The following is a 23,934-nucleotide window of genomic DNA, read 5'->3' on the forward strand; positions in this document are numbered from 1 at the left end:
GATGTTCGTGGCTCGACGCGCCGGTCTCGGAAGCCAACCTGCGGATGCATGCTGTCGGCACGCGGGCGATGGCTGCGGATTTCAAGGGACGTGGCGGATGCGCTTCACAGCCTTCGACGTTCCGGAATCCTTTGTAGGTGCGGAGGCGACCGACCGTTGAGCCTTCGCCGTGCCCTCACCCTCGCGGGCATCCTCGCCGGCCCGTGTGCCGCCCAGGCTCAATCCCTCGTCCACCCCCTGCCCCAGACCCCGTCCACCGACCCGCGCACGGACCCGCACGCCTTCCCGGTGAATGCGGTGGGGAAGCTCAACGTGGTCACCGGCCCGGGCAGCCGGCAGTTCTGCACCGCGACGCTGATCGGCCGGCGGCACGTGCTGACCGCCGCGCACTGCCTCTACGACCGGGCGCGGAAGGTCTGGGTGGAGCCAGGCAACGTCCACTTCGTCGCCGGCTACGCGCAGGGGCGCTACACCGCCCACGCGACCGCGCGCGCCTACGTGAAGCCCGACGCCTACCGCTTCGGCACCGACCGGGAGAGCCTCGCCCGGGACTGGGCGGTGGTGGCGCTCGCCGCCGACATCCCGCTGCGGCCGCTGGCGGTCGCCGCCGGCACCGTGACGGGCACGCTCACCGGGATCCTGCACGCCGGCTACCGGGCGGATGCCAGCCAGATCGTCAGCGTCGAGACCGGCTGCACCGCCCGCGCCGACCCGGCCGGGCCGGCGCTGCTCGATCATTCCTGCCGGATCGCGCACGGCGAGTCGGGCTCGGCGCTCATCGACCTGTCCGGCGCGGAGCCGGCGGTGGTCGGCGTGCTCGTGGCCACCACCGCCGGCACGCCGCCCTCGCTCGCGGTGCCGGCGGGAAGCTTCCGGGCGGCGGCGGAGGCGGCGCTCGCCTCCGAGCGCTGAGCGGGGAACCGGAACGCCCCCACGAGATGGCGGCGCCACCACGGGGTCAGCGCCACCTCGGCCACCGCCGCCCGGTCGTGGGCGTGGATCATGCCGCCCTCGCCGGTGGCGAGCGCGCAGTGCCGGGCCGGCCGGTGGCGGCGGAACGCGAAGAGCAGCACGTCGCCGGGCTCCGGCGCGTAGGCCGCGAGCGGGCCGGGCACCGGCACGAGGTGGCGGGACGCCGCCTCGGCGAACGGGTCGCGGCCCGGCGCCGCCGATTCCGCCCAGGTGGCGGCGTAGGGCGGGACCGGCTCGGGCTCGTCCCCGTGCAGCGCCCGCCAGACCCCGCGCAGCAGCCCGAGGCAGTCGCAGCCGACGCCGCGCAGCGAGCCCTGGTGCCGATAGGGCGTGCCGAGCCAGCGGCGGGCCTCGCTGAGCGCCGCCGCGCCGGTGGTGTCGTCCGCCATCGCGCTCACCGGAACAGGCTGCCGCCGTCGAGGACCGGCGCGGAGCCCGGCACGACCCGGAGCACCGCGTCGTTGCCCGGCATGTGCGGGAAGCCCTGGAAGTTCACCGCGTTGGCGAAGCGGTCGCGGCAGGTCGCGAGCCGCTTGTCGCAGCCGGCGGTGAGGGTGAAGCCGTCCCCCGGGGCGACGGGCCGCGGCGGGCGCTCCCACAGCTCGATCAGGCCGCCGAGCTGGAGCCGCACGTCCATGCCGAGCCCGGCATTGGCGCCGTCGCCCCAGGTCAGGCGGCCGCCGGTGAAGGCGCCGTCGTCGAAGCCGCCGGCCAGCGTCACGGCCAGCGTCGCGGGTTCCGGCACGCCCGCGACGGTGCCCGTCACCCGCCACCCCGCGAGATCCACCCGGCAGCGGGCGTCGCCGAGGTCGGCGCCGCAGGTGGCGCGGTAGGTCCGGCCGCGCTCGGCGTCGAGCCGGTCGGTGAGCCCGCGGATCTCGGCGACGAAGGCGTCGCCGGTGCGGCGCACCTCGCCGACCGTGCCGAGGTCGAGGAGCAGGCGGGTCTCGGGGTTCGTCCAGTCGACGAGCCAGGTCTCGACCGACGCCCCGTCGTAGAGCCCGCCGGCGATGTCGGCCTCGGTCAGGCCGAGCGAACTCAGCGCCCCCGCCACGTCGCCGCCGGAGACGGCGAGCCCCGACTCGGCGCTCGCCTCCGCCGCCTCCAGGCCGGTGCCGGCGGCGTGGACGAGGCCGGAGAAGGTCAGGTCGCGGTCGTGGTCGGTGAAGCCCAGCGCCACCCCGTCGCGCCGCCGCAGCGACCAACAGCGGCACAGGGTGGTGACGCCCCCCGCGAGGTGGGCGGCGACGGCGTCGGGCAGGGTTCTCATGGCGCTCGGACCTGCGTTCGACCGTTCAGGGCACGATCTCGACCAGCGGCACCCGCGGGATCTCGCCGGCGGTGAAGGCAGCGAGGTCGATCGACAGGTCGTCGGTGTCGAAGCGGACCGGCACGTCGAAGGCGAAGCCCGCCGTCACCGCGGCGCCCGCGGCCGGGGCGGCCGAGAGCGTCACGCGCCCGGTGGCCGGGTCGCAGGCGAAGGCGCTGCCCGGCAGCGGCGTGCCGGCCACCGCCACGCGCACGCTGCCGGCCACCGGCTTGGCGATGACCCGGCGGTAGGGCGCGAAGCCGGCGCCGTAGGTCTTGGCGAGCTGGAACGCCGTGGTCCGGCCGTCGCCGGTCCCGAGCGGCTGGTCGAGGGGGCCCGGCGCCCGCCCCGGCGGCCCGGAGCGGAAATCGACCCGGTCGCGGTAGCGGAAGCCGTAGAGGCGCCCGCGCCGCTCCTCGAAGAAGGCCAGCACCGCGTACAGGGCGTCGAGGCCGCGCACGCCGAAGCCGGCGTCGTAGCGGCGGCGGGAATCGGCCCAGCGGCCGTTGCGGTGTTCGCGCCCCGAGGCCAGCGTCACGATCTCGGTCAGCCGCCGCGGGCCGCCGCTGCCGCGCAGCGACACGTCGAGGGGGAACAGCACCTCGTGGAAATCGTCGGCCATCGGGGGCTCCCGTCACGGCGCGGCACCCGGCCGGCGGCGCGCCGGCCGCGAGCGCGACCGCGCGCCGCCGCCCGTGCGGCGGGCGCCCCCGATCCCGATCGAGGGCAGCGCGAAAAGGGTTCAGAGCGCGCGCTGGCCGCGGGCGACGGCGCGGGCGAGGCTCGCGCTCACCTGCGCCTCCGAGCGGCGGAAGGCGGCCGGATCCGGGGTGGCGATGTTGACGGTCACCGAGACCGGCCGCGCCGCCCCGCCCGCCGCGACGCCGAGGCGGCCGTCCGCGCCGCGGCTGAGCGGCAGGATCGCCTCGGGCCCGGCCTCGCCCATCAGCCCGGCACCATCGGCCATCGGGAAGTAGGTCGGCGCGGCCACCACCCCGCCGGCCGCGAACGGCCGCACGCGCCCGCCCTGGAGCACGCCGCCGCGGGCGAAGCCCTCCGAGGCGGAGCCGGCACCGAGCAGGGCGTTGACGAGGCCGCTCACCCCCCCCCCGCACCGGGGCGGCCGCGGCGGTGCCCGCGGCGCGCGCGAGCTTGGTCCCGATCGTGCCGAGCACCCCGTCGAGGCCGCGGCCGGAGGCGGTGCCGCGGGTGAAGGCGGCGCTGAGGTTGCGGCCGAAATTCTGGGCGAGGCGGTCGAGCGCTTCGAGCTGCCGGATGCGCGCGGCGTTCTGGCGGTCGGCGTCGGTCTCGGCCATCGCGGGCTCCTCAGCACGGATCGGGATGGATGGGGTCGGGAAGGATGGGATCGGGATGGGTGGCGAGCAGCCGCGTGAACCCGGCGCGGGTCAGCGACGCGGCCCGGCCGCGGCGGCCGAGTGCCGCGGCGAGTTCCACCGGCGTCGCCGCCCAGAAGTCCCGGGGGCGCCAGCGCAAGGTCCCGAGGCCGAAGGCCAGGGCGTCGTCCCACGGAAAGGCGGGGCGGGCGTCCTCGGGGACGCTCACGCCCGGGTCTAGGCCCTCCGCGGCACCATAGGGTTTTCCGCGGGGCCCTCCCCGAAGGCCGCTGCCAGCGCCGCACCGAGGGCATCCGTCACGGCCTCCAGGCCGCCCGCGATCGGCAGCCGCCCCACCCCCGCATCGTTGATGGTGTGGCCGCCGCCACGCAGGGCCGCCCCGAGCAGCGCGATCAGGTCCCGGGCCCCGAGCCGGCCGGCGCCAAGGCGTTCGCCCAGCCCGGCGACGTCGCCGGCCCGCAGCGCATCCTCCAGCTCGGCCAGGGCGCCGAGGGTGAAGCACAGGGTGTAGCGCTCACCCCCGAGTTCGAGCGGCACCTCGCCGCGCCTGCGGTTGGCCATGGGATGTCTTCCGAGCTGTCGTGTGGGACGGGCAGCGGCGCCCGATCGGGAGCGCGTCAGAGCCCCAGTTCGGCGTGGGAGCCGAGACGCACCCGTTGCAGCGTGCCCGCGTCCGGGAGCCGGTCGATCAGGACGAGATCCGGTTTGACGTGGCAGTCGCGGTAGTCGCACCAGTCACCGATCGGCGCGTGGTCGCGGTTACGCGGTGCGAGGGGTCGATCCGGTCTTATGGAGCAGATGCACCCAGAAGTGAGCTAGGATCGGCGCCTTTCGGCCAGGAGACGACGGCACTCTGTGATGTAATCATCGCTTAGGTGACCGATGACAGGTGTCGGCCGGCCGCGCCATGGAGTAAAAATTTGGTCGTTATATACGAGATCCGATCTTTGATCTAAATCAAACCTTGTCGGATAAGACAATCCAAACGCCCGCCAATCCGCCTCATCTGTGACGTAGAGATCCAAATGGCCCCTGGTGGAATATTTCAGTACCTTTGTGCCATAGTAAACACGCAGCATATGATGCTGCGGATTCCTGCGATCGGATGTTGCACTAAAGACGAGGCAGGGACGCGGGTCCGGCTTTGGATCGCCAGGGTAATGACAGGCCACTATGTCATACGAGATCGGCCGATCCGGGAACCAAAAAGGTTCAAGCGGCGGGGACGGCTTCTCCGGATTGCTCATCGTCTTCGGGGAAGACCCACTCACCGTCGCCGCGATAAGCGTCCGACTTCGCCTGCAATGCGGCGACAGCTTCGGGCATCACATCGTCGGCCGGATTGTAGGTATCGCGATCAAACGCGCGGTCAAGCTGAAGTGGCGCAGTGACCGGAGCAGCCTGGGTGACATTGACCAGACCGACAAGCCCGAACCTGCTGCTCAGCCCACGCAAGGTCATGTTCATCTCAAGCCCCACGGCGCACGAGGGAAGCGCGGTGTACGTGAAGCTTGGCTGAAGGAAGCCAGCCAAGAGGTATCAGAACGCACCCTTAAGAGTCGAAAACGCCGAGCTGTTGCCTCCTTGCAACAATTCGGCGTTATCCACGGGTTGATAGTCAGATAGGGCTGAACGGTGCCGTAGCCAACCCCGTCGCCGTCAGTGCTGGCCGCTGAGGGCCCAAAGTCGCACGCCTTCGTCATACTCGGGCGACGATCCCGGCGAGGACGGCGGCCGCCTCCTCCTTCACCACCGGGTCGATCGGCGTCTGCACGCGAGCGTCGGCCATGCTCCACTCCGTTCCCCGGGAGCAATCTCATGCGGCGCGGAGACGCCCGCCAGCGGAACGCTCTCAGAGCGCCGTGAAAGCCAGCGCCCCGGCCGAGTCGAGGCTCATGTCGAAGGTCACCTCGCCCGCGTGGTCGCCGCGATACTCGAGGCTCGCGATCTGGAACGGCCCCTGGAGGGTCCCGAACTCGGGCACCACCACCTGGTAGGTCTCGATCGTGCCGTCGAAGAAGATCTGGCGCAGGCGGGCGTCGGAGGCTTGATCCCGGAAAACCCCGGAGCCCGACAGCGCCGCCCGGCGCACGCCCGCGCCGGCGAGCAGCTCGCGCCAGCGCCCGGCGGAATCGGCGTTGGTCACGTCCACCGTCTCGGCGTTGAGGGTGATCTGGCGGGCGCGCAGGCCCGCCACCGCCACGAAGCCGCCGGCGCCGTCCCCGGCCCGGATCAGCAGGTCCTTGCCCCGTTGCGCGCCCATCGTGTCGCTCCCGTCGTCATCCTCAAGCGCCGCCCCGCAGTCACGGGGGCAGAAGGCGCTGCATGGCCCCGTCGCCGGCCGGTCTCAGGTGGTCTCGGTGACGGCCTCGACCGTCAGGCTGGCCCGGGCCTCGCCGGTGCGCGGGTTGCGGTGCGCCTTGAGGGCGCTGACCCGCAGGAGGACGAGGCGGCAGCCCTGGAGCGGCATGGCCGGCTCGCCGAGGAGCGCGGCCATCCGCTCGGCGGCGTCCAGCGCGGTGCGGACCGAGCCCGGGCGGGCGATCACCGCGATCTCGTGGCGGTGCAGGTGGCGCGCGGCGCCGTCGACGGAATCGTCGCGGATCTCGGCGTCGCCGAACAGGGCGTAGACCGGCACGCTGCCGGGGGGCGGCTCGTCGTGGAGCCGGGCGCGGCCGCCGAGCAGGGCGACCAGCGCCGGGTCGGCGGCGAAGCGCGCGAGCAGGCCGGCGCGCAGGGCCAGGAGCGGGCTCGGATCGCTCATGTCATGGATTTCCGGCTGTCCTGGATTCCCGGCTCATGCCTTCGCCTCCGGCGGCAGTTCCTCGACCTGGCAGACGAGGTCGCGGCCCGCCGCGTCGGGATCGCCCACCACCCGGATCGCGAAGCGGCGCGGCCCGGCGGTCAGGCGCATCGCCGGGCTCAGGGAGGGTTGGGCCCGCAGGGTGATCCGGTGGGTGGCGAGCGTGTCGGTCCGGCCGCCGGCCTCGCGGGCGACCGCGCCGACCGGGCTGATCGCGCCCCACAGCACCGGCCCGGCCACGTAGCGGCGGAGCACGCCGCCGAAGCCGTCGGGCTCCTCGATCGGCAGTTCGAGGACGAAGCGCCGCCGCCGCGCCCCGATCGGCGGGCGTCGTGGGGTCGTCGCCATGGCGGGCTCCGGGTCGCGAAACGGGGGTGCGGGCGCGGGACGGGGGTGCGGGTCAGAGCCGCATCCGGCGGAAGGGCGCGGCCAGCGCCGCGGCGTCGGGCCCGGCGGCGTCCGGCTCGTCGCCGCGGTGCTCGTAGCGGGCGGCGGCGAGGCGCAGCACCGCGAGGCGCAGGGGCGCGGGCAGCGGCGGCCCGTCGCCGCCGAAGCCGGCCGTCACCTCGATCAGGATGGTGCGGCCGGACGGCTCCGGAGCGGCCGGATCGACCAGCAGGGCGGGCGCCTCGATCCGGTCGGGCCCGAGGCGGACGAGGTCGGGCGCGAGCTCGGTCACCGCCCCGCCCGTGTCCGTGAACCCGGCGCGGACCAGGGCGACGAGGGGGCTCACCGGCAGCGGCAGCCGGCCGTCCCGGGGCCAGGCCGCCAGGGCGATCCGGTAGCGGCCCGGCACCAGCACCCGCCGGGCCTCGATCTCCAGGCTCGCGCGGGCGGCGGCGATCAGGCTCGCGAGCAGCGCGTCCTCGGCGCCGCCGTCGTCGGGATCGAGGCGCAGGTAGCCGCGCAGGTCGGCCACGCTCACCGGCTCGACGATCGCGGTGTCGGCGCGTATCGGAATCATCGCCCAGCTCTCCCAGGAATTCCCTCGATGCCGTCCGTCCCGCGCCGCCTCCCGGGCGCCCGCCGCGCCGCGGCCGCCGTCCCGGCAGCCGTCTCGGCCATCGTCTCGGCCATCGCCTTGGCGGCCTGCGCGGCCCTGACCGCCGGGCCCGCGCGGGCGATCGTCGGCGGGGCCGAGGCGCCGGCCGGCGGCGCGGTGATGGTGCTGACCGCGAACGGCGGCGTCTGCACCGGCGTGGTGCTCGCCCCCGAGACCGTGCTGACCGCCGGCCACTGCGTGGCGGGCGCGAGCGACCTCAGGGTCCATTTCCGCGACGCCTCCGGCCAGCCGGTGCTGGTCGAGGTGGCGGCGCGGGCGGTGCATCCGGGCTACGACGCCGGGGCGGCCGCCGGGCGGCGGCGCTCGATCGACCTCGCGCTCCTGCGCACCGCCACGGCCCTGCCGCCGCGCTTTTCCCCCGAGACTCTGAGCGCGGCGATGCCCCGGGCCGGGGAGAGCCTGACGCTCTCAGGGTACGGCGCGGCCAAGGCCGGCGATCCGCGCTCCACCGGTACCTTCCGGGGCGTCGCCGTCCCGGTGGTCGAGCCCTACGGGCCGAGCCGGATCCTCGTCTGGCTCCGGGGGGCGCCCGGGATCGGCGGCTGCCAGGGCGATTCCGGCGGCCCGGTCACGGGACCGGACGGGGCGGTGGTCGCGGTCGCCGCCTGGATCGGCGGCGCCTGCGGCGGCCTCACGCAGGGTGTGCTGGTCGGCCCCCAGCGGGCCTGGATCGACCGGACGCTCGCCGGCTGGGACCGCACCGCCCGCTGGGACGGGTGATCCGGGGCGGCTGAATCGGGGCGGCCGCCTCGGGGCGGATCCGGCGGGATGCCGCGTGCGCGGATCGGAACCGCGGCTTGGCCGGAGGATTGCCTTGTTCTAGGCTCCGGCCAAGGTCACATCAGACCGCACGGCCGGCCCCCTCGTCCGCCGGCCCCTCCTGGGAGTACCCGATGCCCGCACGCTTCCCCCGCAAGGCCGGCCTGCGTGCGGCGCTGCGCGGCGCCCTGCTCGGGGCGGCCGCTCTCTCGGCGCCCATCCTGGCCGCCGTGCCGGCCCGGGCGGTGATCGACGGGCAGGTCGCCCGCGACCCGAACGGGACGCGCAGCTTCGTCGTGCGCATCGAGAGCACGGCCGGCGAGATCTGCTCGGGCACCCTCATCGCCCCCGATCTCGTGCTGACCGCGGCCCACTGCGTGATGCGCCCGGCCGGCTACAGCGTGATCAGCGTCGACCGGGGGTTCCGCCAGCACCGCACCGCGGCGATCCTGGCGACGATGCACCCGGACTTCGTGCCCGGCACCACGCCGGAGGACCAGCCGGGGGTCGACCTCGCGCTGCTCAAGCTGGAGCGGCCGCTGGGCGGCGACTACGCCCCCCTCGACCCGCGCGGCGCCGGGGCGATCGGCACCGGGGACCCGGTCGACATCGCCGGCTTTGGCGTGGTGGCCGAGAACCGGCGCGGCTCCGCCCGCGTGCTGCGGCAGGCCCACCTCGTCTCGATCGGCTCCCTCCAGGTCGCCAACCGGGTCACCGTCGTCACCGACCGGCGCCGGCTCGCCGAGACGGCGGGCGCGGGCGCCTGCCTCGGCGATTCCGGCGGCCCGATCCTCCAGGGCGGCCCGGGCGGCTACAGGATCGTCGGCGTGGTGAGCTGGTCGAGCGGTGCCCTCCAGCAGGGCGCCCGGCGCACCGCCTGCGGCGGCTTCACCGCCGTGACGCCGGTGGCCGAGCACACCGGCTGGATCGCCACCCGCGCCGCCGAGCTGTCGCAGATCCAGGTCGGGCAGGCGCTGCCGCGGGGCAACCGCTCCGACTGGATGGCGCGGCCGGCGCGGCGGTGACGGGGCGCCGGACCGCGGCGTCGCGCGGTCCTCACGGGCGCGCGTGCAGGTCCACGTCCAGGGCATCGAGGACGTCGCGGATCGGGCTGGCATAGGCGAGGCCGCCGGTCGTGACCGCGTGGAGGAGCCCCACCGGCCGTCCCGTCCGGGTGGCGACCAGCGCACCGCCGTCGCCCGGCGCCGCGAAGCGCGCCGCGCCGCCGCGGACGGCGACCTGTCCGTCGAACCGGGCGAAGCCGCCCGCGCGCAGGGTGGTCGTGAGGTTGTCGAGCCGCACGACCGCGACCGTCCCCGCGGTCCGCTCCGTCGCCGGGCCGACCTTGACGACGGCCATCCCCCGCTCGAGGAGCGCCCCCGGGTCGCCGGGCGCGTCGAGGGGTTCGCCGATCCGGTGCGGCTGGCAGGCGATCCCCTCGATCAGTTCCGCGAAGGCGCCGTCGACCGTGTTGATCCCGCCGGCCGCGCCGTCGATCGCGCGGAACCGGCGCAGCCGCGCCACCTGCCGGGCCCCTTGCCGCGCCCCTTGGTGCGCCCCTTGCCGCGCCTCTCCCGGTGCCGCCGCGGCGCCGAGGTGCAGGATCGGGTCCCCCGGGGCGCCCGCGTTGGCGTCCGCGAGGGCGTGGTTGGTCGAGACGAAGCCGCGCGCCCCGCTCGCCCGGCAGGTGGCGAAGAAGCCGAGCGACCCCGGCGGGGCGTCCGCGCGGCCCACCGGCGCCCCGAGGCGCAGGGGGCGGTGCGTGCCGGGATCGGCCGCGCCCGGCGGCACGGCGGGGCCGGCGACGACGAGCGCGCATTCCGTCGCGCCGGCGATCTGGCGGGCGCGCAGCACGATCGGGTGGTCGCGGAGGCGGTGGTGCTGGAGGACGAGCGCCAGCACCACCTGCCGCGGGTCCCCCGGCATCGCCGAGACCCCGACCGCGATCAGGTCGGCGGCGGCGCGCAGCCCCTCCCGCCGCCCCCGGGCGACGCGCTCGCCGACCGCGCTGTCCGGGCACGGCAGGAAGGCCGGGACGCCGTCCGGCCCGGCGCCGGCCGCCGCGTAGCCGAAGGCCCGCCGGAACACCTCGGCCTTGGCGTTCTGCGCCCCGTCCCACCGCATCCCGGCCCGACCCCGAAGCGGCGGCGTCCGGCCGCCGCGCCGGGATAGGCAGACCACGGCACGTGTTTCATCCAGGTTTATTACGACGCCCACTCGCAACCTGGCGCGCATTTACAATGCTCGGTCAGGTTTACCGGGGCGATGCAGCCTGTACGGGATGGGCGCCCCCGTCAGGCGAACTTCAGCAGCTTGATCGCGTCGAAATCCTGCACCCCGCCGCCGACGCGCTTGGTGGTGTAGAACAGCACGTAGGGCTTGGCCGAGTAGGGGTCGCGCAGCACCCGCAGCCCGGTGCGGTCGACCACGAGGTAGCCGCGGCGGAAATCGCCGAAGGCCACCGACAGGCTGCCCGCGGCGAGGTCGGGCATCGCCTCGGCCTCGGTGACGGGGAAGCCGGCGAGCGTCGCGGGCCGGCCGGCGGCGAGCGCGGGCTGCCACAGGTAGGTGCCGTCCGCGTCCTTGAACTTGCGGATCGCGCTCTGGACCCGCCGGTTCATCACGAAGCCGGCGTTCTGGCGGTAGCCGGCCCGCAGGGCGTAGACGAGGTCGAACAGCACGTCGGCCGGGTTGGTGGTCGGGAAGGCGCCGGCCGCGCCGGTGGCGACGAAGCCGAGCTTGCCCGGAGCCCAGGCCGCGTTGGCGACCGTGTCGGAGCTGAGGAAGCCGCGCGGGCGGCTGACCCCGTTGCCGGTGACGAAGGCCACCCCCTCCTGCTCGGCGAAGGCGGTCTCGATCTCGCCCGCGAGCCACGCGTCGACGTCGACCACCGCGTCGTCGAGCAGCGTCTGCGTCGCGGCCGGCATCGCGTAGAGCTCCATCGCCGGGAAGGCGATCTCGGACAGGGCCGGCCCGTCGGTCTGCGGGCGCGGCGCGGTCTCGGCCGCCCAGCCGGTCACGGGCGCGCCCACCGCGACCGCGCGCTTGTACTGCCCGCCGGAGATCTGCTGCACGCCGGCGATCGACCGGATCGGCGAGATCGTCCCGAGGCGCGCCAGCACCGTCCGCTCCAGGCTGCCGGGCACGAGGTAGCCGCCGTCGGGGCCGGAGCCGGCCGACAGCGCCTTGGCCTCCAGGCGCTTGAGCCCGGCGCTCTCGCCGGCCCGCACGTAGAGGTCGAAGGCCGCCTTGTGCTCCCCGGCGGCGGGCTCCCCGTGGCCACCCGCCTGCCCGCCGATCCGCCCGAGCGGCGGCCGCGCCCGGTCGAGGCTGATCCGGTCGAGGCGGGTGCGGGCGGCGTCGAGCGCCGCGTCGATGCGGGCGAGCTTCTCCTCGGTCAGCACGTCGGCGGACAGCCGCCCCTCGATCTGCCCGAGGCGGGCGTCGTTGGTCTCCTTGAACGCCTCGAAGGCGGCGGCGAGGTCGTCGAGCGGCCCGGGCAAGGGGCCGGGCAAGGGGCTGGCGAGGGGGTCGGCCCGGCCGGCCTTGTTCTCCAGGTCGGGGAGGAGGCTCTTGGTCTCGGCGGCTCGGGTCACGGGGGCTTGGGTCACGGCAGCGTGGGTCATGGCAGCGTCGGTCATTGCGGCGTGGGTCATGGCGTGTCTCGTCTTCCGGGGTCGAGGGGTCAGGGCCGTGCGGCCACGCGGCCGGCGGCGGAGCGGGCGAGAGGTCGGGCGACGGGAGCGATCCGCCGGGCGAGGCCGCGGAGCGCGTCGGGCGACGGGCCGGAATCCGGGCCGAGATCCGGGCTCGCCCGCGCCCCGGGCTGGAGGGGGAAGGTCACCAGGGAGATCTCCCACAGGTCGACGCCGAGCAGCCGGCGCTCCCCCCCGGCGCCGGGCCGGGCGCGCAGTGTGCGGAAGCCGATCGACAGGCCGTCGAGGCCGCCGCCGCGCATCAGCGCGTCGACCTCCCGGGCGCGTTGCACGGCGAGGTTGAGCTGGCCCTCCGCGAACAGCCCGCGGGCGTCCTCGCGCAGGGCGATCCAGCGGCCGATCGGCTCGGCGGGGTCGTGCTGGAACAGCATCCGCACGCCCCCCGCCCCGCGCCGGGCGAGGCTGCCCGCGAAGGCGCCCGCGACCACCACGTCGCGCCCGAGGTCGGGCACGCCGAACACGCTGGCGTAGCCGGTGAAGTGGCCGTCCATCGCTGTGCTCCGAAGCGGTGTTGGAATCGGCGCGCGCCGCGCATCCGCCGTCATCGCGAGCGCAGCGAAGCGACCCAGGGAAGCGCGAGGCCTACGACCGTGGCGCCGCCCTGGATCGCTTCGCCTGCGGCTCGCGATGACGATGCGGCGCCCTCAGGCCCCGGACCCCGGGACTTCCGCGGGGTAGCCGACCGCCTCGCGCTTCTCGGCCACCGTCAGGAAGTCGGCGGCCTGCACCCGGCGCCACAGGGATTCGCGCTCGGAGGCCAGCGCCTCGATCCGGTCGAGGTCGGGCTCCAGGTTCACCGGGCCGAAGGCGGGCTCCAGCCACGTGGCGATCGCCCCCGCGGTGCGGCGGGCGAGCGGGATCAGGGTCTGGCGGTAGAGGGCGCGGTTGGCCTCGGCGTAGTTGGCGTGGGTGTTGTCCCCCGGCAGGCCGAGCAGCAGCGGCGGCACGCCGAAGGCCAGCGCGATCTCCCGGGCCGCGGCGTTCTTGGCCTCGACGAAGTCCATGTCCTTCGGGGACAGGGCCAGCGGCTTCCAGTCCAGGCCGCCTTCGAGCAGCAGCGGCCGGCCGGCATTGCCGGCGCCCTGGTAATTGGCCTCCAGCTCGCCCTTCAGCCGCTCGAACTGCGGCTCGCTCAGCGCGGCGCCGGCGAAGACCAGGGCGCCCGAGGGCCGCGCGGCGTTGTCGAGCAGCGCCTTGTTCCAGGCGCCGGCGGCGTTGTGGATGTCGAGCGCGGTGGCCGCCGCCTCGATCGGGGCGAGGCCGACGTGGTCGTCGGCGGGGTGGAACAGGCTGAGCGCCAGAATCGGCGGCACCGGGCCGTCGTCCTGGTCGAACCGGCGGCTGCCGCCCCCGGCGGTGTAGACGTAGGCGGCGGGCCAGCCGTCGGGGCCGGGCAGCATCCGCATCCGCTCGGGGCGCAGCGCCTGCAGGGCGGCGATCCGGCCGTCGAGGCACACCGCCTCCAGGTAGGCGGTGCCCGCGAGCATCAGGTCGGCGTAGACCGTCTCGAGCAGCCCCGCGCCGCCCTCGCGCGGGTTCGGCCGGGCGAGCAGCGCCAGCAGCCCGTCCGCCTCCCCCGCCGCGGCGGCGAGCGGCAGGCTCGCGGCGGATTCGGCCACGAGCCGCACCGCCCGGTGGACCACCGGGTTGCGCGCGTAGCCGGCCCGCGCCAGCGCCGCCGGATCGCGGGGCGTCCAGCTCGGCCGCCCCTCCGCGTAGAGCGCGAAGCCCGGCGCCGCCTTGGTCGCGAGGCCCGCGGCGCGGGCGAGCCGCCCGAGCAGGCCCGACGTGTGGAGGATCGACATGCCGGTGGCTCCGTGGGCGGGGATTCCGGACCCGGCGACCGCCGCGGAGCGCGCGTGGCGCGGCGGCTACAGCTTCCGTGGCCGGGCGGGCGTATGCAGCGCGCAGTTCGTTCCAGAGACCACGAACCGACTCGCGGCGCGCCTCGGAAGAGGCGCGCCGTATTGTTTTGCGCGGAGGCCCGACACGACGTCTTCGCCCTCGTGCCTCGCGCGACGCGCGCGATGCGAACCGCGACGCGCTCTCCTCCCCCTTGTGGGGAGGAGGTGGAGGTGGGGGTGGTTCCGGATCGAGCGGGGCGGTGCCTCCTGCACCACCCCCACCCCTCGCCCCTCCTCACAAGGGGGAGGGGAAAAGGGGGAAGGGAAACGCGCTGCGGTTCGACGACAGATCCGGAGCCGATGGGTGAATCCGGTGGCCCGCAGGGAAAGGGACTCGGGACGATCGGCCCACCCGCACGCCCGCTCACCCGGACGGCGCAGGTTCGAACCGGTTCGCGGCCAACGCGTTTGCCACCGACAGAAACAACCCTGAGGTATTCATGTCCGTGCGCATTCCCCTTCTCGCCGGCTCGCTGCTGCTGGCGCTCGCCGGCACCGCGTCGGCGCAGACGACGCCGCCCGGCACGCCCGGACCGGGCGGGACCGTGGCGACGCCCCAGACGAACTCGACCGGGGCCCCGGCCGCGGGCACCGTCGCCCCGGGCGGCAACCCGGCCGCCTCGATCTCCAACGACTCCTCCTCCGCCGGCAATGCCGGCCAGCCCTCGCGGGCGGCGCCGCAGGGCGGGGGCGGCGGCTCCCGCTGAGGCGCCGGCCCTAAGCAAGTTCGCGTTGGCACGCCACACGGTACACGACAGTGCGTGCCGGGCGGCGCATCCAACCCTGTTCCTCATCCTGAGGTGCCGCGGAGCGGCCTCGAAGGAGGGCTCCAGGGATCGCGGCGCCCTCTGGAGGGCTCCTTCGAGGCCCCTTGCCACGGCAAGGGGCGCCTCAGGATGAGGGGGTCTGATGGGATCCGCGGGGCTGCACCCCGGACTGTTGTGTACTCTGGGCACGCCAACGCTTCACCCACTTAGATCCTTGGTGGATCGCAGGTTTTCGACGCCGGACCGGCGACCACTTCGGCGAAACCCGCTTAGCCCGGGGCCCTCACAACCGGCGGATCCGCGGCTCGGGCCGCGGGTCCAGCATCAGGTGGGTCAGGGCCCAGACCAGGGCGTCGAGCCGGTCGGGCGAGGCCCCGCTCGACAGGCCCTCGGGCCCGAAATCGCACAGCTCGTCCTCCAGCGCCGGCAGGGCGCCGACGTGGTGGACGCGGCCGCGGGCGTAGAGCAGCGACACCGGCTCCGCCCGCAGGAACTTGCCGCGGGTGGCGCGCACCGCCGTCACCGGCACGGCCGGGTCGCACTGGGCGAGCACCGCGGCGGCCATCTCGCCGCCCTGGTTGACCTCGACCACCAGCGCGTCGGCGCCGAGCCGGTGGTAGAGCGCCAGCGCCGCGGCGGCCCAGGCCTCGGGGCTCGCCCGGGACAGGCTCGCATCCGCCAGCACGTAGGCGTGGTCGCCGAGCCGCCCGGCCGCGACGAGGCCGCAGGCGTCGGAGCGCGCGGTCGAGGCGGCGGGCGGATCGACCGCGACGACCACCCGCGCCAGCTCCGGCGCGGCGGCCACGCGGGCCGCCTCGATCGCGCCGCGCTCCCACAGCCCGTCCGGCCGGTCGGCGATCAGCTCGCCGTCGAGTTCCTGGCGGCCGAGCCGTGTGCCGGCGTAGCGCCCGACCACCGCCGAGAGGAAGTCCGGCGCGAGGTTGTCCGCGTTGTCGGCGGTGCGGGCGCGGGTGACGGCGGTGCGCGGGTCGGCGAGCAGCCGGCGGATCAGCGCGACCGGCCGCGGGGTCGTGGTCACGAGGCTGCGCGGGCGGGCGCCGAGCCGCAGCCCGAACTGGAGCATGTCGAAGGCGGCCTCCGGACTCTTCCACTTGGCGGCCTCGTCGCACCACGCCGCGCCGAATTGCGGACCGCGCAGGGAATCGGGCTCCTCCGCGGAGTAGGCGTGGGCGACCGCGCCGTTCGGCCACGCGATCCGGCGCAGGCTCGGCGACCACAGGGGTCGGGCCCGGCCCCGGGCCGGCAGGTTGAGCAGGCCCGACTCCCCCTCCACCATCACGTCGCGCACCGCCAGATGGGTCTCGCCGACCAGCGCGATGCGCCCGACCGGCCTGGCGGCGAAGGCCGGGTCGCCCCGGGCCAGCGCGTCCACCCATTCCGCCCCGGTCCGGGTCTTGCCGCTGCCGCGGCCGCCGATCACCGCCCAGACCGTCCAGTCCCCCGGCGGCGGGAGTTGGTCGGGCCGGGCCTGGAAGAACCAGTCATCCGCCAGCGCCGTGAGCAGCGGCCGCGGCAGGGTCTCTAGGAAGGCCGGCAGCGTCCCCCGCGCCGCCGCCGCCCGCAAGGCGTCGCGCGATGGCCGCGCGCAGGGCGGGCAGGTCGGGCTCCGGTCCATCGCCGCCCTCCTCCCCATCCTCCCGGACCAGCTCGTCGAACAGCCGCTTGAGGCCGCCGAGGTCGCGCAGCACCCGGGCCGAATCGACCACCGCGGCGCCCTCCCCGCGCAGGGCCGCGTCGAAGGCGGCGATCTGCCGGGCGATGTGGGCGCGCAGGTGCGCGCGCAGGGTGGGCGGGTCGATCTCCGTGTGCGGTGCCGAACGTCCGCCCTTCCCGGATAAGGCTTCCTGATGCGCGGCGCGGGTTCGGCCGCCGCGCGGCCCCCCTCCCCCCTCTGCGGGGGAGGGTACCCTGCGTAGCAGGGGGGGAGAGGGGAGCGCCGCGTCCGGAGAGGGCGCGCTGCGAGCCGCATCCTGCGCCGTCGCGCCGCCCCTCTCCCGACCCCTGCTCGCGCAGGGGCCACCCTCCCCCGCAGAGGGGGGAGGGAGGGCGGCGCGGGCTTCATCAGCCCCCGCATCGCCGTCCGGATCCGGACACGCCAGTCCCATCGCCGCGAACAGGTCCGGCCCCGCCTCCCGCGCGACGCCCGCCGCCTCGGCGAGGTCGCCGGGATCGAGCCCAGGTTCGGCGTAGAGCCGGGCGAGCGCGGCGCGGCGCGCCGCCGGCCACGTCGCCAGGAACCGGCGCGCCTCCCGCGGCGGCCGCCGCCAGGGCGAGCGGGCGTTCCAGGTGGCGACCGTGTGCCGGCTGACGCCGGTGCGCGCCGCGATGTCGACGAATCTCAGGTCGGTGTCGCGCAGGAGCGCCTCGACCTCGGCGCGCAGGCCGGGCGGGTGATGGCTCTCGTACGGCATCCCGCCGCCCCCGCACACTTCCTGAGCCTGCCCTCCTTGTACCGGAGGAGCGCGCCGCTGTCAATCTCTAATTTCCTGACTTGTGCCTTTTTTCAGGGTACGGCCCCGCGGCATCTGCGGCAGGCCGGGAAAGGACCGGAACGGCACCCCGACCGGCACGTTGACCGGCGCATCTCTCCACCGCATCGGGCGTCTCGGCAGGGCGAATCGGGTTCAGTATGGTCGCGCAGCCACCACAGACGGGCCGGCCCGATCCGGACGCCGCGGGCGACGCGGGTGCGGTGGCGCTGAGCGACAGCTTCCGCCGCTTCGCGGACGTGGTGCCGCTGATGATGTGGCGCTCCGACACGCGGGGCCACGCCGTCCACCACAACGAGTGCTGGCTGGCCTTCACCGGGCGCCCCCTGGAGGAGGAACTCGGCCTCGGCTGGCGCAGCGGCCTCCACCCGGAGGATTTCGAGCGGCACGCCCGGATCGTGGCCGAAGCGTTCACGGCCCGCGAGCCGTTCACCGTGGAGTTCCGGCTGCGGCGCCACGACGGGGTCTACCGCTGGCTGCTCGACACCGCCCGCCCGCTGGTCGAGGACGGCCGCTTCCAGGGCTATCTCGGCTCCTGCTTCGACATCACCGACCGCAAGCACGCCGAGGAGCACATCGAGCACGCGCTCGCCGAGAAGGAGGCCTTGCTCGCCGAGGTCTATCACCGGGTGCGCAACAACCTCCAGGTGATGGTCAGCCTGATCGGCCTCTACGGCCGGGCGGCGCCGGAGCCCTGCCGCGGCAGCTTCGAGGCGCTGGGCCAGCGGGTGCGGGCGATCGCGCTCGTGCAGCAGCACCTGCACGAGGCGCCGCACATCGCCTCGATCGACCTGCGCGACTACCTGCACCGCCTCGCCTCCGGGCTCGGGCAGCTCCGCCGGGTCGGGCGGATCGGCGTCCAGGTCGAGGGCTCGGGCACCGGGCTGGTCGAGCCGCGCACCGCCAACGCGCTGGGCATGATCGTCGCCGAGATCGTCGCCGAGTGCCTGGACGCCACCGCCGAATCGGTCGCCTGCTCCATCGCGATCGACATCCGGGCCGAGGCCGGCCTGCCGCTGCGGGTCGGGATCGTCTCCGGCCTCAGCGACGCCGACGCCGTCGGCCGGCCCAACATCCCCAAGCTCGGGCCCCGGCTGATCGCCGCCTACGCGGCGCAGGCCGAGATCGCGGTGAGCGGCGACGCCAGCCCCGGCGACCCGCTGCTGCTGCACCTGCCCGAGCCCCGCACCGGCCCGCTCGCCTGAGGCGGAGGTAAGGGGAAGGGCGAGGGTCCTCGATTCGCAACCGCCGCGCGACCGGCGTATAGCGCCCCCGCGCGCTCTCACCCCCGGCCCGGCATGCTCCCGCCCATCGACACCATCATCGAGAACTTCGAGCTGATCGAGGACGACGACATGCGCCTCGAATACCTGATCGAGCTCGGCCGCGCCCTGCCGCCGATGCCCGACGCGCTGCGCACCGAGGCGAACCGGGTCCACGGCTGCGAGAGCCAAGTGTGGATCGACGCGGGCGTCGCGGAGGCCGCGGGCACGCCGCGCCTCGCCCTGCACGGCTTCAGCGACTCGTTCATCGTCCGCGGCTTCGTCGCGCTGATGCTCGCGCTCTACGGCGGCAAGACCCCGCGGGAGGCGGCCGAGACCGACGGGCTCGACCTGTTCCGCGAGCTGCGGTTCGGCGCTCACGTGACCTCGAAGCGCTCGAACGGCGTGCGCGCGATGGTCGAGCGCATCCGCCGCGACGCCGCCGCCCTCGCGGCCTGATTGAAATCAGGCCCGCTCCCGCCACTGGCGCGTGCGCACCCGCTCGGGGCCGACCGCCTCCCGCTCGTAGCCGTAATGCTCGGCGAGCCGGCCGAGCGCGATCCGGGCGACCACCTTGGCCGAGCGGGCCGGCCAGCGCCGCTCCGCCTCGATCCGCTCCAGCCCCTTCAGGAAGCCGCACAGGTCGAGCAACAGGCCGGACAGGTCGCTGCCCACCGCGGCCAGCGCGTCGCGCACCCGCTGCCGGGCGGCGACCACCGCGTCCGAGGCGGAGGCGGGATCGCGCGGGCCCCCGCCGTCGACTCGCGGCGCTCCCCAGTCGGTGCCCGTCCGCGGCAGCATCAGCGCGGCCGCGATGTCGCGGCGCAGGCGCTCCCCGGCCTCGTAGCCCGCGGCGTCGAGCAGCGGCCGGCCGTCGCGGTCGCGGCGCCGGGCCATCCAGGCGAGCGGACTCTCGGAGGCGTCGCGCAGGGGCGCGTCCGCCGCCCCCCGGTCCCGGCGGAGATCGAGGTGCTGGGCGAGGTAGCCCGCGCCCTCCCCTGCTCCTGCCCTTGCTCCTGCCCTCGCCCCCGCCCGGCGCAGGCGCGCCCGCCCGGCGGCGCTGAGCGTGAGGCGACCGGCCCGCGTCCGCTCGGCGAGGTCGGCGGCGACGAGATCCCGCCCCGCGCGATCCGGGAAGTGGCCGCGGGCCACCGACACGCCCGCACCGCCCTGCCGCACCAGCAGGGCGCCCTCCCTCAGCGGATCGGGCAGGGCGTAGGCTCCGGCCTCGGCCAGGGCGTCGAGGAGGCGCTGCGCCGGGCGGGACAGCGGAACGCCGACGCCCTGGCCAAGGCCGCACGGATGCGCCGCGCTTTTGTTCATGTTTTGTTCCATACTCGCACCGCCTCCGACGCCCCGACCGGAGTGAGCATTTATAGAAAAATGTCCTACGTCAAGATGGAAGGCCTAAATCCGGCGGGTTATCCCCCGCGGGCGGCCCGGGTGGGCGCGCGCCGCAGCACCGCGGCGATCTCCTCTGTCGACTTGCCCCGGACTTCGTAGCCCATCGCCTCGAAGCGCTCGATCAGCGCGTCGCTCTCGGACGCCGAGCGCGCCGCCCATTCGGCCAGAAGGCCGTTGATCGCGTCGAGGTCCAGCTCGGGTTCGTCGTCATGCGGGCCTGAAGAAACCATGGTGTCGCGCTCTCCACGCGGCCCGTCCGTCGCGCGAGGCCGATCGAGCGCTATTTTGCCGAGGCGAGTCAATCCAGAACGTAAGTTGTGGACGGGATCGGACTGCCTCCCGCCGCGCCGCCGGGAGGCGGCTGCGTCCCCGCCGGCGGCTTGCCTCGGGCGCGGGCACGGGTCACATCCCCCGCCGACAGGGACCTGATGACGGAGGCCGGACCCGTGCCGCTCGCCACACCAACCGACGCGCCGGTCGCCGAGGCGCGGCCGACGCACGTCACCGTCCACGGCCGGACGCTGACCGACCCCTACGCGTGGCTCAAGGCCGAGAACTGGCAGGCGGTGCTCAAGGATCCGGCGGCGCTGCCCGCCGACATCGCCGCCTACCTCAAGGCCGAGAACGCCTACGCGGACGCCGCACTCGCGCAGACCGTCGACCTGCGCAGGACCCTGGTCGCCGAGATGCGCGGGCGCATCCAGGAGGACGAGAGCGGCGTGCCGGAGCCGGACGGGCCGTTCGCCTACTACGCCCGCCACCGCGAGGGCGGCCAGCACCCCCTGATCTGCCGCCGCCCGGTCGTCCCCGGCGGCGGCCTCGACGCGGTGGAGGGCGACGGGGCAGGCGACGAGGCGATCCTGATCGACGGCGACCGCGAGGGCGAGGGCCTCGCCTTCTTCGAGATCGCCAGCGCGGCGCACTCCGACGACCACGCCCTGCTGGCCTGGGGGGCGGACACCAAGGGCTCGGAACTCCACACGCTGCGGGTGCGCGACCTCGCCACCGGCGCCGACCGCGACGACCGGGTCGAGGCGACCTCGGGCGAGGCGGTTTGGGCCGCGGACGGGCGGAGCTTCTGGTACGTCGCCCTCGACGCCAACCACCGCCCGGCCCGGGTGATGCGCCACCGGCTCGGCACGGCGCAGGAGGCCGACGAGACGGTCTACGCGGAAACTGACCCCGGCTTCTTCGTGCACATCTCCGAGACGCAGTCCGGCGCGTTCCTCGTCGTCACGGCGAGCGACCACGAGACCTCCGAGGTCCATCTCCTCGACCGGCACCGGGCGGAGGCCGCCTTGCGCGTCGTGCAGCCCCGCGAGCCGCTGCTGATCTACGGCGTCGAGCACCGGGGCGACACGCTCTACATCCGCACCAACGCGGACGGCGCCGAGGACTTCAAGGTCGTCACCGCGCCGCTCGCCACGCCCGGCCGGGCGCACTGGACCGACCTCGTGCCGCACCGGCCGGGGATCATGATCCGCCACCTGCACGCGCTCAGCGACCACCTGATCCGCCTGGAGGTCGAGAACGCCCGGCCGCGGATCGTCGTGCGGGCGCTCCGGGACGGGGACGAGCACACGGTCGCCTTCGCCGAGGAGGCCTACGCGCTCGGCCTCCAGCCGGGGCACCGGTTCGACACGGCGATCATCCGCTTCGTCTACTCGTCGATGACGACGCCGTCCGAGACCTGGGACTACGACTGCGCCAGCCGCGCGCGGGTCTTGCGCAAGCGACAGGCGGTGCCGAGCGGGCACGATCCGGCGGCCTACGTGGTCCGGCGCCTCTTCGCCCCCGCCCCGGACGGGGAGCAGGTGCCGATCTCGCTGCTGCACCGCCGCGGCCTCGCCCTCGACGGCAGCGCGCCGCTGCTGCTCTACGGCTACGGCTCCTACGGCACGCTGATGCCGGCCGGCTTCCGCACCAACCTCCTGAGCCTCGTCGACCGCGGCTTCGTCTACGCCATCGCCCACGTGCGCGGCGGGACCGAGAAGGGCTGGGGCTGGTATCTCGACGGCAAGCGCGAGCGGAAGCCCAACACCTTCACCGACTTCGTGGCCTGCGCCCGGGCGCTGATCGAGGCCGGCTACACCGCGCAGAAGCGGATCGTCGCCCACGGCGGCTCAGCCGGCGGGATGCTGATGGGGGCGGTGGCCAACCTCGCCCCGGAGCTGTTCGCCGGCATCGTCGCCGACGTGCCCTTCGTCGACGTCCTCAACACCATGCTCGACGCCGAGCTGCCGCTGACCCCGCCGGAATGGCCCGAATGGGGCAACCCCGCCGAGAGCGTGGCCGCCTTCGAGACGATTCTTTCGTACTCCCCCTACGACAACGTCGCGGCGAAGGCCTACCCGGCGATCCTGGCGCTCGGCGGCCTCACGGACCCACGGGTGACCTACTGGGAGCCGGCCAAGTGGGTGGCGCGGCTGCGCGCCACCATGACCGGCGGCGGCCCGGTGCTGCTGCGCATCAACATGGAGGCCGGGCACGGCGGCGCCGCCGGCCGGTTCGACCGGCTGGAGGAGGTGGCGCTGATCTACGCCTTCGCGCTGCTGGCGGCGGGGGCGGCGTAGGGGCCGGGACCGGCCCCGTGTATCCGCGCGGGACATGCCCGTTCCGGAGTCGTCGAGGCCCGCTTACCGTGTCGATCGTCGTGCGGGTGCACGGTCCGGAATCCTGTCGCCAAGCTTGAGGTTTCGGTCTAGCGTCGAAAGACCGGTCTCGGCGGCAGGGTCATCCAACCATGAAGTTCGCCCCCCCCGAAGGCGGGGTGCTGCTCGCGAGCGGTTCCCTGGGAACCGCGGCCGGACATGCGCCGGAGCCCACCCGTCCGCTGCGGCGCCCCTCCGTCGTCGCGGGCGCGATCGGCAACACGCTCGAATGGTACGATTTCGCGACCTACGGCTATTTCAGCGTCGTGGTCGGGCGAAACTTCTTCCCGTCCGACAACCCCACGACATCGCTGCTCTCGGCCTTCGCGGTCTTCGCCGCGGCGTTCTTCATGCGCCCGATCGGCGGCATCGTGTTCGGACACATCGGCGACCGTTACGGCCGCAAGGCGGCGCTCCTGCTGTCGGCGGGCCTGATGGCGGTCTCGACCTTCGCGATGGGCTGCCTGCCCACCTACGCGTCCGCGGGCCTTCTCGCCCCGGTCCTGCTCGTGGTGCTGCGCCTGGGCCAGGGCCTCTCGGTCGGCGGCGAGTACACCTCGTCGGCGATCTTCCTGTCCGAGACGGCGGAGCCGGCCCGCCGCGGCCTGACGGGCAGCCTCGCCTGCATCGGCGCGGCCGGCGGAATCCTGCTCGGCTCGATCTTCGGGACGCTCATCACCGGCCTGCTCACGCCCGAGCAGATGGAGGCGTGGGGCTGGCGCGTGCCGTTCCTGTTCGGGATCGTGCTCGGCGCCTTCATCTTCGTGCTGCGTCGGCAGATGGAGGAGCGGCCCGTCGGCGCGGCGCCCACCGCGGCTCCCGCCGCGCCCCTCCCCCCTTCGGTCCAGCGCTCGCCGCTGCGCGCGGCCGTGGAGGTCGACGGCTCCGCGATGCTGCGCGCCTTCGCCATGAACCTCGGTCTGGCCTGCGCCTTCTACGTCGTGTTCGTCTACCTCGTGACCTACCTGCACACGGAATCCGGTCTCCCGCAGCACACGGCGTTCCTGATCAACACGCTCGCCATGGTGGTGCAGGCCGTCTGCATCCCGATCTCCGGAGCCCTGTCGGACCGCTACGGACGCAAGCGCGTCCTGGTCCTGACGGGGGCGGGGCTGACGGTGCTGGCGTGGCCGCTGTTCGTCCTGCTGACCAGCGGGCAGATCGCGCTGATCATCCTGAGCCAGGTCGTGTTCGCGGTCCTGATCGCGGGCTACGCGGCGGTGGTCCCGACCGCGTTCGTCGAGATGTTCCAGCACCGTTCGCGCTGCACGGCGCTGGCGATCAGCTTCAACGCCTCGATGGCGCTGGTCGGCGGCACCGCGCCGATGGCGGCGACCTGGATCGTCCACCACCTCGCGTGGCCGACCGGGCCGGGCCTCTACATCGCCGTGCTCTCGGCGATCTCGCTCGCCGCCGTCGTGACGATGCGCGATCGGACGGGGACGTCGCTGGCGTGACC

The 23,934-nt window shown here is 74.8% G+C and carries 26 protein-coding genes and 2 pseudogenes; 8 read left to right on the top strand and 20 right to left on the bottom strand.

Going from position 1 to position 23,934, the window contains the following annotated elements; translation table 11 throughout:
- The first annotated feature begins 156 nt into the window (after positions 1-156).
- Entirely contained in the window at positions 157-912 is a 756-nt protein-coding gene (locus Q8W71_RS02120) for a trypsin-like serine peptidase (protein WP_305523658.1), read from the top strand.
- A 2-nt stretch (positions 913-914) separates the two neighbouring features.
- Here Q8W71_RS02120 and Q8W71_RS02125 read toward each other — a convergent pair.
- The 12 genes and pseudogenes from Q8W71_RS02125 to Q8W71_RS02180 all read right to left on the bottom strand — a co-directional run.
- A pseudogene (locus tag Q8W71_RS02125) lies at positions 915-1,361 on the bottom strand (NlpC/P60 family protein); the annotation flags it as partial.
- A gap of 5 nt (positions 1,362-1,366) precedes the next feature.
- Positions 1,367-2,242, bottom strand: a complete 876-nt coding sequence (locus Q8W71_RS02130) for a DUF2163 domain-containing protein (RefSeq protein ID WP_305523659.1) — start codon at positions 2,240-2,242, stop codon at positions 1,367-1,369.
- Between the two features lie 25 nt (positions 2,243-2,267).
- The gene (locus Q8W71_RS02135) at positions 2,268-2,903 is read right to left on the bottom strand and encodes a DUF2460 domain-containing protein (RefSeq protein WP_305523660.1); all 636 of its coding nucleotides are present in this window, start codon (positions 2,901-2,903) and stop codon (positions 2,268-2,270) included.
- A 120-nt stretch (positions 2,904-3,023) separates the two neighbouring features.
- Positions 3,024-3,597: pseudogene (locus tag Q8W71_RS02140) on the bottom strand (phage tail tape measure protein).
- A 10-nt stretch (positions 3,598-3,607) separates the two neighbouring features.
- The gene (locus Q8W71_RS02145; protein WP_305523661.1) at positions 3,608-3,844 is read right to left on the bottom strand and encodes a phage tail assembly chaperone; all 237 of its coding nucleotides are present in this window, start codon (positions 3,842-3,844) and stop codon (positions 3,608-3,610) included.
- A gap of 8 nt (positions 3,845-3,852) precedes the next feature.
- Positions 3,853-4,197: a gene transfer agent family protein gene (locus tag Q8W71_RS02150; protein ID WP_305523662.1), complete on the bottom strand. Its 345-nt coding sequence runs from the start codon at positions 4,195-4,197 to the stop codon at positions 3,853-3,855.
- 56 nt (positions 4,198-4,253) lie between these two features.
- A complete protein-coding gene (locus Q8W71_RS02155) occupies positions 4,254-4,436 on the bottom strand; it encodes a type II toxin-antitoxin system YafQ family toxin (protein ID WP_305523851.1) in 183 nt (60 codons plus the stop codon).
- 412 nt (positions 4,437-4,848) lie between these two features.
- Positions 4,849-5,103 carry a hypothetical protein gene (locus Q8W71_RS02160; protein WP_305523663.1) on the bottom strand — a complete coding sequence of 85 codons (255 nt, stop codon included), beginning with the start codon at positions 5,101-5,103 and terminating at the stop codon, positions 4,849-4,851.
- 385 nt (positions 5,104-5,488) lie between these two features.
- Positions 5,489-5,899: a phage major tail protein, TP901-1 family gene (locus Q8W71_RS02165; protein WP_305523664.1), complete on the bottom strand. Its 411-nt coding sequence runs from the start codon at positions 5,897-5,899 to the stop codon at positions 5,489-5,491.
- 84 nt (positions 5,900-5,983) lie between these two features.
- Entirely contained in the window at positions 5,984-6,400 is a 417-nt protein-coding gene (locus tag Q8W71_RS02170; protein ID WP_305523665.1) for a DUF3168 domain-containing protein, read from the bottom strand.
- A 33-nt stretch (positions 6,401-6,433) separates the two neighbouring features.
- Positions 6,434-6,787 (bottom strand): head-tail adaptor protein, encoded by a 354-nt coding sequence (locus Q8W71_RS02175; protein ID WP_305523666.1) that lies wholly within the window; start codon positions 6,785-6,787, stop codon positions 6,434-6,436.
- A gap of 52 nt (positions 6,788-6,839) precedes the next feature.
- Positions 6,840-7,403: a head-tail connector protein gene (locus Q8W71_RS02180; RefSeq protein WP_305523667.1), complete on the bottom strand. Its 564-nt coding sequence runs from the start codon at positions 7,401-7,403 to the stop codon at positions 6,840-6,842.
- Positions 7,404-7,430: 27 nt separating this feature from the next.
- Here Q8W71_RS02180 and Q8W71_RS02185 point away from each other — a divergent pair, with 27 nt between their 5' ends.
- Both Q8W71_RS02185 and Q8W71_RS02190 read left to right on the top strand, forming a co-directional pair.
- Positions 7,431-8,222, top strand: a complete 792-nt coding sequence (locus Q8W71_RS02185; RefSeq protein ID WP_305523668.1) for a S1 family peptidase — start codon at positions 7,431-7,433, stop codon at positions 8,220-8,222.
- Between the two features lie 173 nt (positions 8,223-8,395).
- A complete protein-coding gene (locus Q8W71_RS02190; protein ID WP_305523669.1) occupies positions 8,396-9,286 on the top strand; it encodes a S1 family peptidase in 891 nt (296 codons plus the stop codon).
- A 31-nt stretch (positions 9,287-9,317) separates the two neighbouring features.
- Here the strand turns inward: Q8W71_RS02190 and Q8W71_RS02195 are convergent, their stop codons facing one another.
- The 4 genes from Q8W71_RS02195 to Q8W71_RS02210 all read right to left on the bottom strand — a co-directional run bounded on the left by Q8W71_RS02195 (position 9,318) and on the right by Q8W71_RS02210 (position 13,782).
- Positions 9,318-10,385 carry a hypothetical protein gene (locus tag Q8W71_RS02195; RefSeq protein ID WP_305523670.1) on the bottom strand — a complete coding sequence of 356 codons (1,068 nt, stop codon included), beginning with the start codon at positions 10,383-10,385 and terminating at the stop codon, positions 9,318-9,320.
- A 170-nt stretch (positions 10,386-10,555) separates the two neighbouring features.
- The gene (locus tag Q8W71_RS02200; protein WP_305523852.1) at positions 10,556-11,887 is read right to left on the bottom strand and encodes a phage major capsid protein; all 1,332 of its coding nucleotides are present in this window, start codon (positions 11,885-11,887) and stop codon (positions 10,556-10,558) included.
- Between the two features lie 59 nt (positions 11,888-11,946).
- Complete coding sequence (locus tag Q8W71_RS02205; protein ID WP_305523671.1) at positions 11,947-12,468, bottom strand: HK97 family phage prohead protease; 522 nt, start codon at positions 12,466-12,468, stop codon at positions 11,947-11,949.
- A gap of 153 nt (positions 12,469-12,621) precedes the next feature.
- The gene (locus Q8W71_RS02210; protein WP_305523672.1) at positions 12,622-13,782 is read right to left on the bottom strand and encodes a phage portal protein; all 1,161 of its coding nucleotides are present in this window, start codon (positions 13,780-13,782) and stop codon (positions 12,622-12,624) included.
- Between the two features lie 539 nt (positions 13,783-14,321).
- Between Q8W71_RS02210 and Q8W71_RS02215 the strand changes: the two genes are divergently transcribed.
- Positions 14,322-14,588: a hypothetical protein gene (locus Q8W71_RS02215; protein WP_305523673.1), complete on the top strand. Its 267-nt coding sequence runs from the start codon at positions 14,322-14,324 to the stop codon at positions 14,586-14,588.
- A gap of 343 nt (positions 14,589-14,931) precedes the next feature.
- On the opposite strand, the gene Q8W71_RS02220 is transcribed toward Q8W71_RS02215, so the two are convergent.
- Both Q8W71_RS02220 and Q8W71_RS02225 read right to left on the bottom strand, forming a co-directional pair.
- Positions 14,932-16,206 (bottom strand): DNA-packaging protein, encoded by a 1,275-nt coding sequence (locus Q8W71_RS02220; RefSeq protein ID WP_305523853.1) that lies wholly within the window; start codon positions 16,204-16,206, stop codon positions 14,932-14,934.
- A complete protein-coding gene (locus tag Q8W71_RS02225) occupies positions 16,151-17,080 on the bottom strand; it encodes a hypothetical protein (RefSeq protein WP_305523674.1) in 930 nt (309 codons plus the stop codon). The genes Q8W71_RS02220 and Q8W71_RS02225 overlap by 56 nt, the downstream gene beginning before the upstream one ends.
- A 218-nt stretch (positions 17,081-17,298) precedes the next feature.
- Here Q8W71_RS02225 and Q8W71_RS02230 point away from each other — a divergent pair, with 218 nt between their 5' ends.
- Together Q8W71_RS02230 and Q8W71_RS02235 are read left to right on the top strand one after the other, a co-directional pair.
- Positions 17,299-18,363 (top strand): sensor histidine kinase, encoded by a 1,065-nt coding sequence (locus tag Q8W71_RS02230; protein WP_305523675.1) that lies wholly within the window; start codon positions 17,299-17,301, stop codon positions 18,361-18,363.
- 93 nt (positions 18,364-18,456) lie between these two features.
- On the top strand, positions 18,457-18,879 hold the full coding sequence (locus Q8W71_RS02235; RefSeq protein ID WP_305523676.1) for a SufE family protein: 423 nt from the start codon (positions 18,457-18,459) through the stop codon (positions 18,877-18,879).
- A 6-nt stretch (positions 18,880-18,885) separates the two neighbouring features.
- Here the strand turns inward: Q8W71_RS02235 and Q8W71_RS02240 are convergent, their stop codons facing one another.
- Together Q8W71_RS02240 and Q8W71_RS02245 are read right to left on the bottom strand one after the other, a co-directional pair.
- The gene (locus tag Q8W71_RS02240; protein ID WP_305523677.1) at positions 18,886-19,743 is read right to left on the bottom strand and encodes a DUF6456 domain-containing protein; all 858 of its coding nucleotides are present in this window, start codon (positions 19,741-19,743) and stop codon (positions 18,886-18,888) included.
- A 98-nt stretch (positions 19,744-19,841) separates the two neighbouring features.
- Positions 19,842-20,054, bottom strand: coding sequence for a hypothetical protein (locus Q8W71_RS02245; RefSeq protein WP_305523678.1), 213 nt, complete (start codon positions 20,052-20,054; stop codon positions 19,842-19,844).
- A gap of 198 nt (positions 20,055-20,252) precedes the next feature.
- Between Q8W71_RS02245 and Q8W71_RS02250 the strand changes: the two genes are divergently transcribed.
- Both Q8W71_RS02250 and Q8W71_RS02255 read left to right on the top strand, forming a co-directional pair.
- Positions 20,253-22,397 carry a S9 family peptidase gene (locus Q8W71_RS02250; RefSeq protein WP_305523679.1) on the top strand — a complete coding sequence of 715 codons (2,145 nt, stop codon included), beginning with the start codon at positions 20,253-20,255 and terminating at the stop codon, positions 22,395-22,397.
- Positions 22,398-22,567: 170 nt separating this feature from the next.
- A complete protein-coding gene (locus tag Q8W71_RS02255; protein WP_305523680.1) occupies positions 22,568-23,932 on the top strand; it encodes an MFS transporter in 1,365 nt (454 codons plus the stop codon).
- The last annotated feature ends 2 nt before the right edge of the window (positions 23,933-23,934 follow it).

Origin of the sequence: Methylobacterium amylolyticum, from assembly GCF_030700245.1 — a bacterium.
In the GTDB taxonomy this organism is placed as follows: domain Bacteria; phylum Pseudomonadota; class Alphaproteobacteria; order Rhizobiales; family Beijerinckiaceae; genus Methylobacterium.

Bases quoted from the DNA above. Each gene is read 5' to 3' on its own strand.
- Q8W71_RS02130 (WP_305523659.1), bottom strand. From the start codon at position 2,242: ATGAGAACCCTGCCCGACGCCGTCGCCGCCCACCTCGCGGGGGGCGTC.
- Q8W71_RS02135 (WP_305523660.1), bottom strand. From the start codon at position 2,903: ATGGCCGACGATTTCCACGAGGTGCTGTTCCCCCTCGACGTGTCGCTG.
- Q8W71_RS02150 (WP_305523662.1), bottom strand. From the start codon at position 4,197: ATGGCCAACCGCAGGCGCGGCGAGGTGCCGCTCGAACTCGGGGGTGAG.
- Q8W71_RS02160 (WP_305523663.1), bottom strand. From the start codon at position 5,103: ATGAACATGACCTTGCGTGGGCTGAGCAGCAGGTTCGGGCTTGTCGGT.
- Q8W71_RS02165 (WP_305523664.1), bottom strand. From the start codon at position 5,899: ATGGGCGCGCAACGGGGCAAGGACCTGCTGATCCGGGCCGGGGACGGC.
- Q8W71_RS02170 (WP_305523665.1), bottom strand. From the start codon at position 6,400: ATGAGCGATCCGAGCCCGCTCCTGGCCCTGCGCGCCGGCCTGCTCGCG.
- Q8W71_RS02175 (WP_305523666.1), bottom strand. From the start codon at position 6,787: ATGGCGACGACCCCACGACGCCCGCCGATCGGGGCGCGGCGGCGGCGC.
- Q8W71_RS02180 (WP_305523667.1), bottom strand. From the start codon at position 7,403: ATGATTCCGATACGCGCCGACACCGCGATCGTCGAGCCGGTGAGCGTG.
- Q8W71_RS02185 (WP_305523668.1), top strand. From the start codon at position 7,431: ATGCCGTCCGTCCCGCGCCGCCTCCCGGGCGCCCGCCGCGCCGCGGCC.
- Q8W71_RS02190 (WP_305523669.1), top strand. From the start codon at position 8,396: ATGCCCGCACGCTTCCCCCGCAAGGCCGGCCTGCGTGCGGCGCTGCGC.
- Q8W71_RS02195 (WP_305523670.1), bottom strand. From the start codon at position 10,385: ATGCGGTGGGACGGGGCGCAGAACGCCAAGGCCGAGGTGTTCCGGCGG.
- Q8W71_RS02200 (WP_305523852.1), bottom strand. From the start codon at position 11,887: ATGACCCACGCTGCCGTGACCCAAGCCCCCGTGACCCGAGCCGCCGAG.
- Q8W71_RS02205 (WP_305523671.1), bottom strand. From the start codon at position 12,468: ATGGACGGCCACTTCACCGGCTACGCCAGCGTGTTCGGCGTGCCCGAC.
- Q8W71_RS02210 (WP_305523672.1), bottom strand. From the start codon at position 13,782: ATGTCGATCCTCCACACGTCGGGCCTGCTCGGGCGGCTCGCCCGCGCC.
- Q8W71_RS02215 (WP_305523673.1), top strand. From the start codon at position 14,322: ATGTCCGTGCGCATTCCCCTTCTCGCCGGCTCGCTGCTGCTGGCGCTC.
- Q8W71_RS02225 (WP_305523674.1), bottom strand. From the start codon at position 17,080: ATGCCGTACGAGAGCCATCACCCGCCCGGCCTGCGCGCCGAGGTCGAG.
- Q8W71_RS02230 (WP_305523675.1), top strand. From the start codon at position 17,299: ATGGTCGCGCAGCCACCACAGACGGGCCGGCCCGATCCGGACGCCGCG.
- Q8W71_RS02235 (WP_305523676.1), top strand. From the start codon at position 18,457: ATGCTCCCGCCCATCGACACCATCATCGAGAACTTCGAGCTGATCGAG.
- Q8W71_RS02240 (WP_305523677.1), bottom strand. From the start codon at position 19,743: ATGAACAAAAGCGCGGCGCATCCGTGCGGCCTTGGCCAGGGCGTCGGC.
- Q8W71_RS02245 (WP_305523678.1), bottom strand. From the start codon at position 20,054: ATGGTTTCTTCAGGCCCGCATGACGACGAACCCGAGCTGGACCTCGAC.
- Q8W71_RS02250 (WP_305523679.1), top strand. From the start codon at position 20,253: ATGACGGAGGCCGGACCCGTGCCGCTCGCCACACCAACCGACGCGCCG.
- Q8W71_RS02255 (WP_305523680.1), top strand. From the start codon at position 22,568: ATGAAGTTCGCCCCCCCCGAAGGCGGGGTGCTGCTCGCGAGCGGTTCC.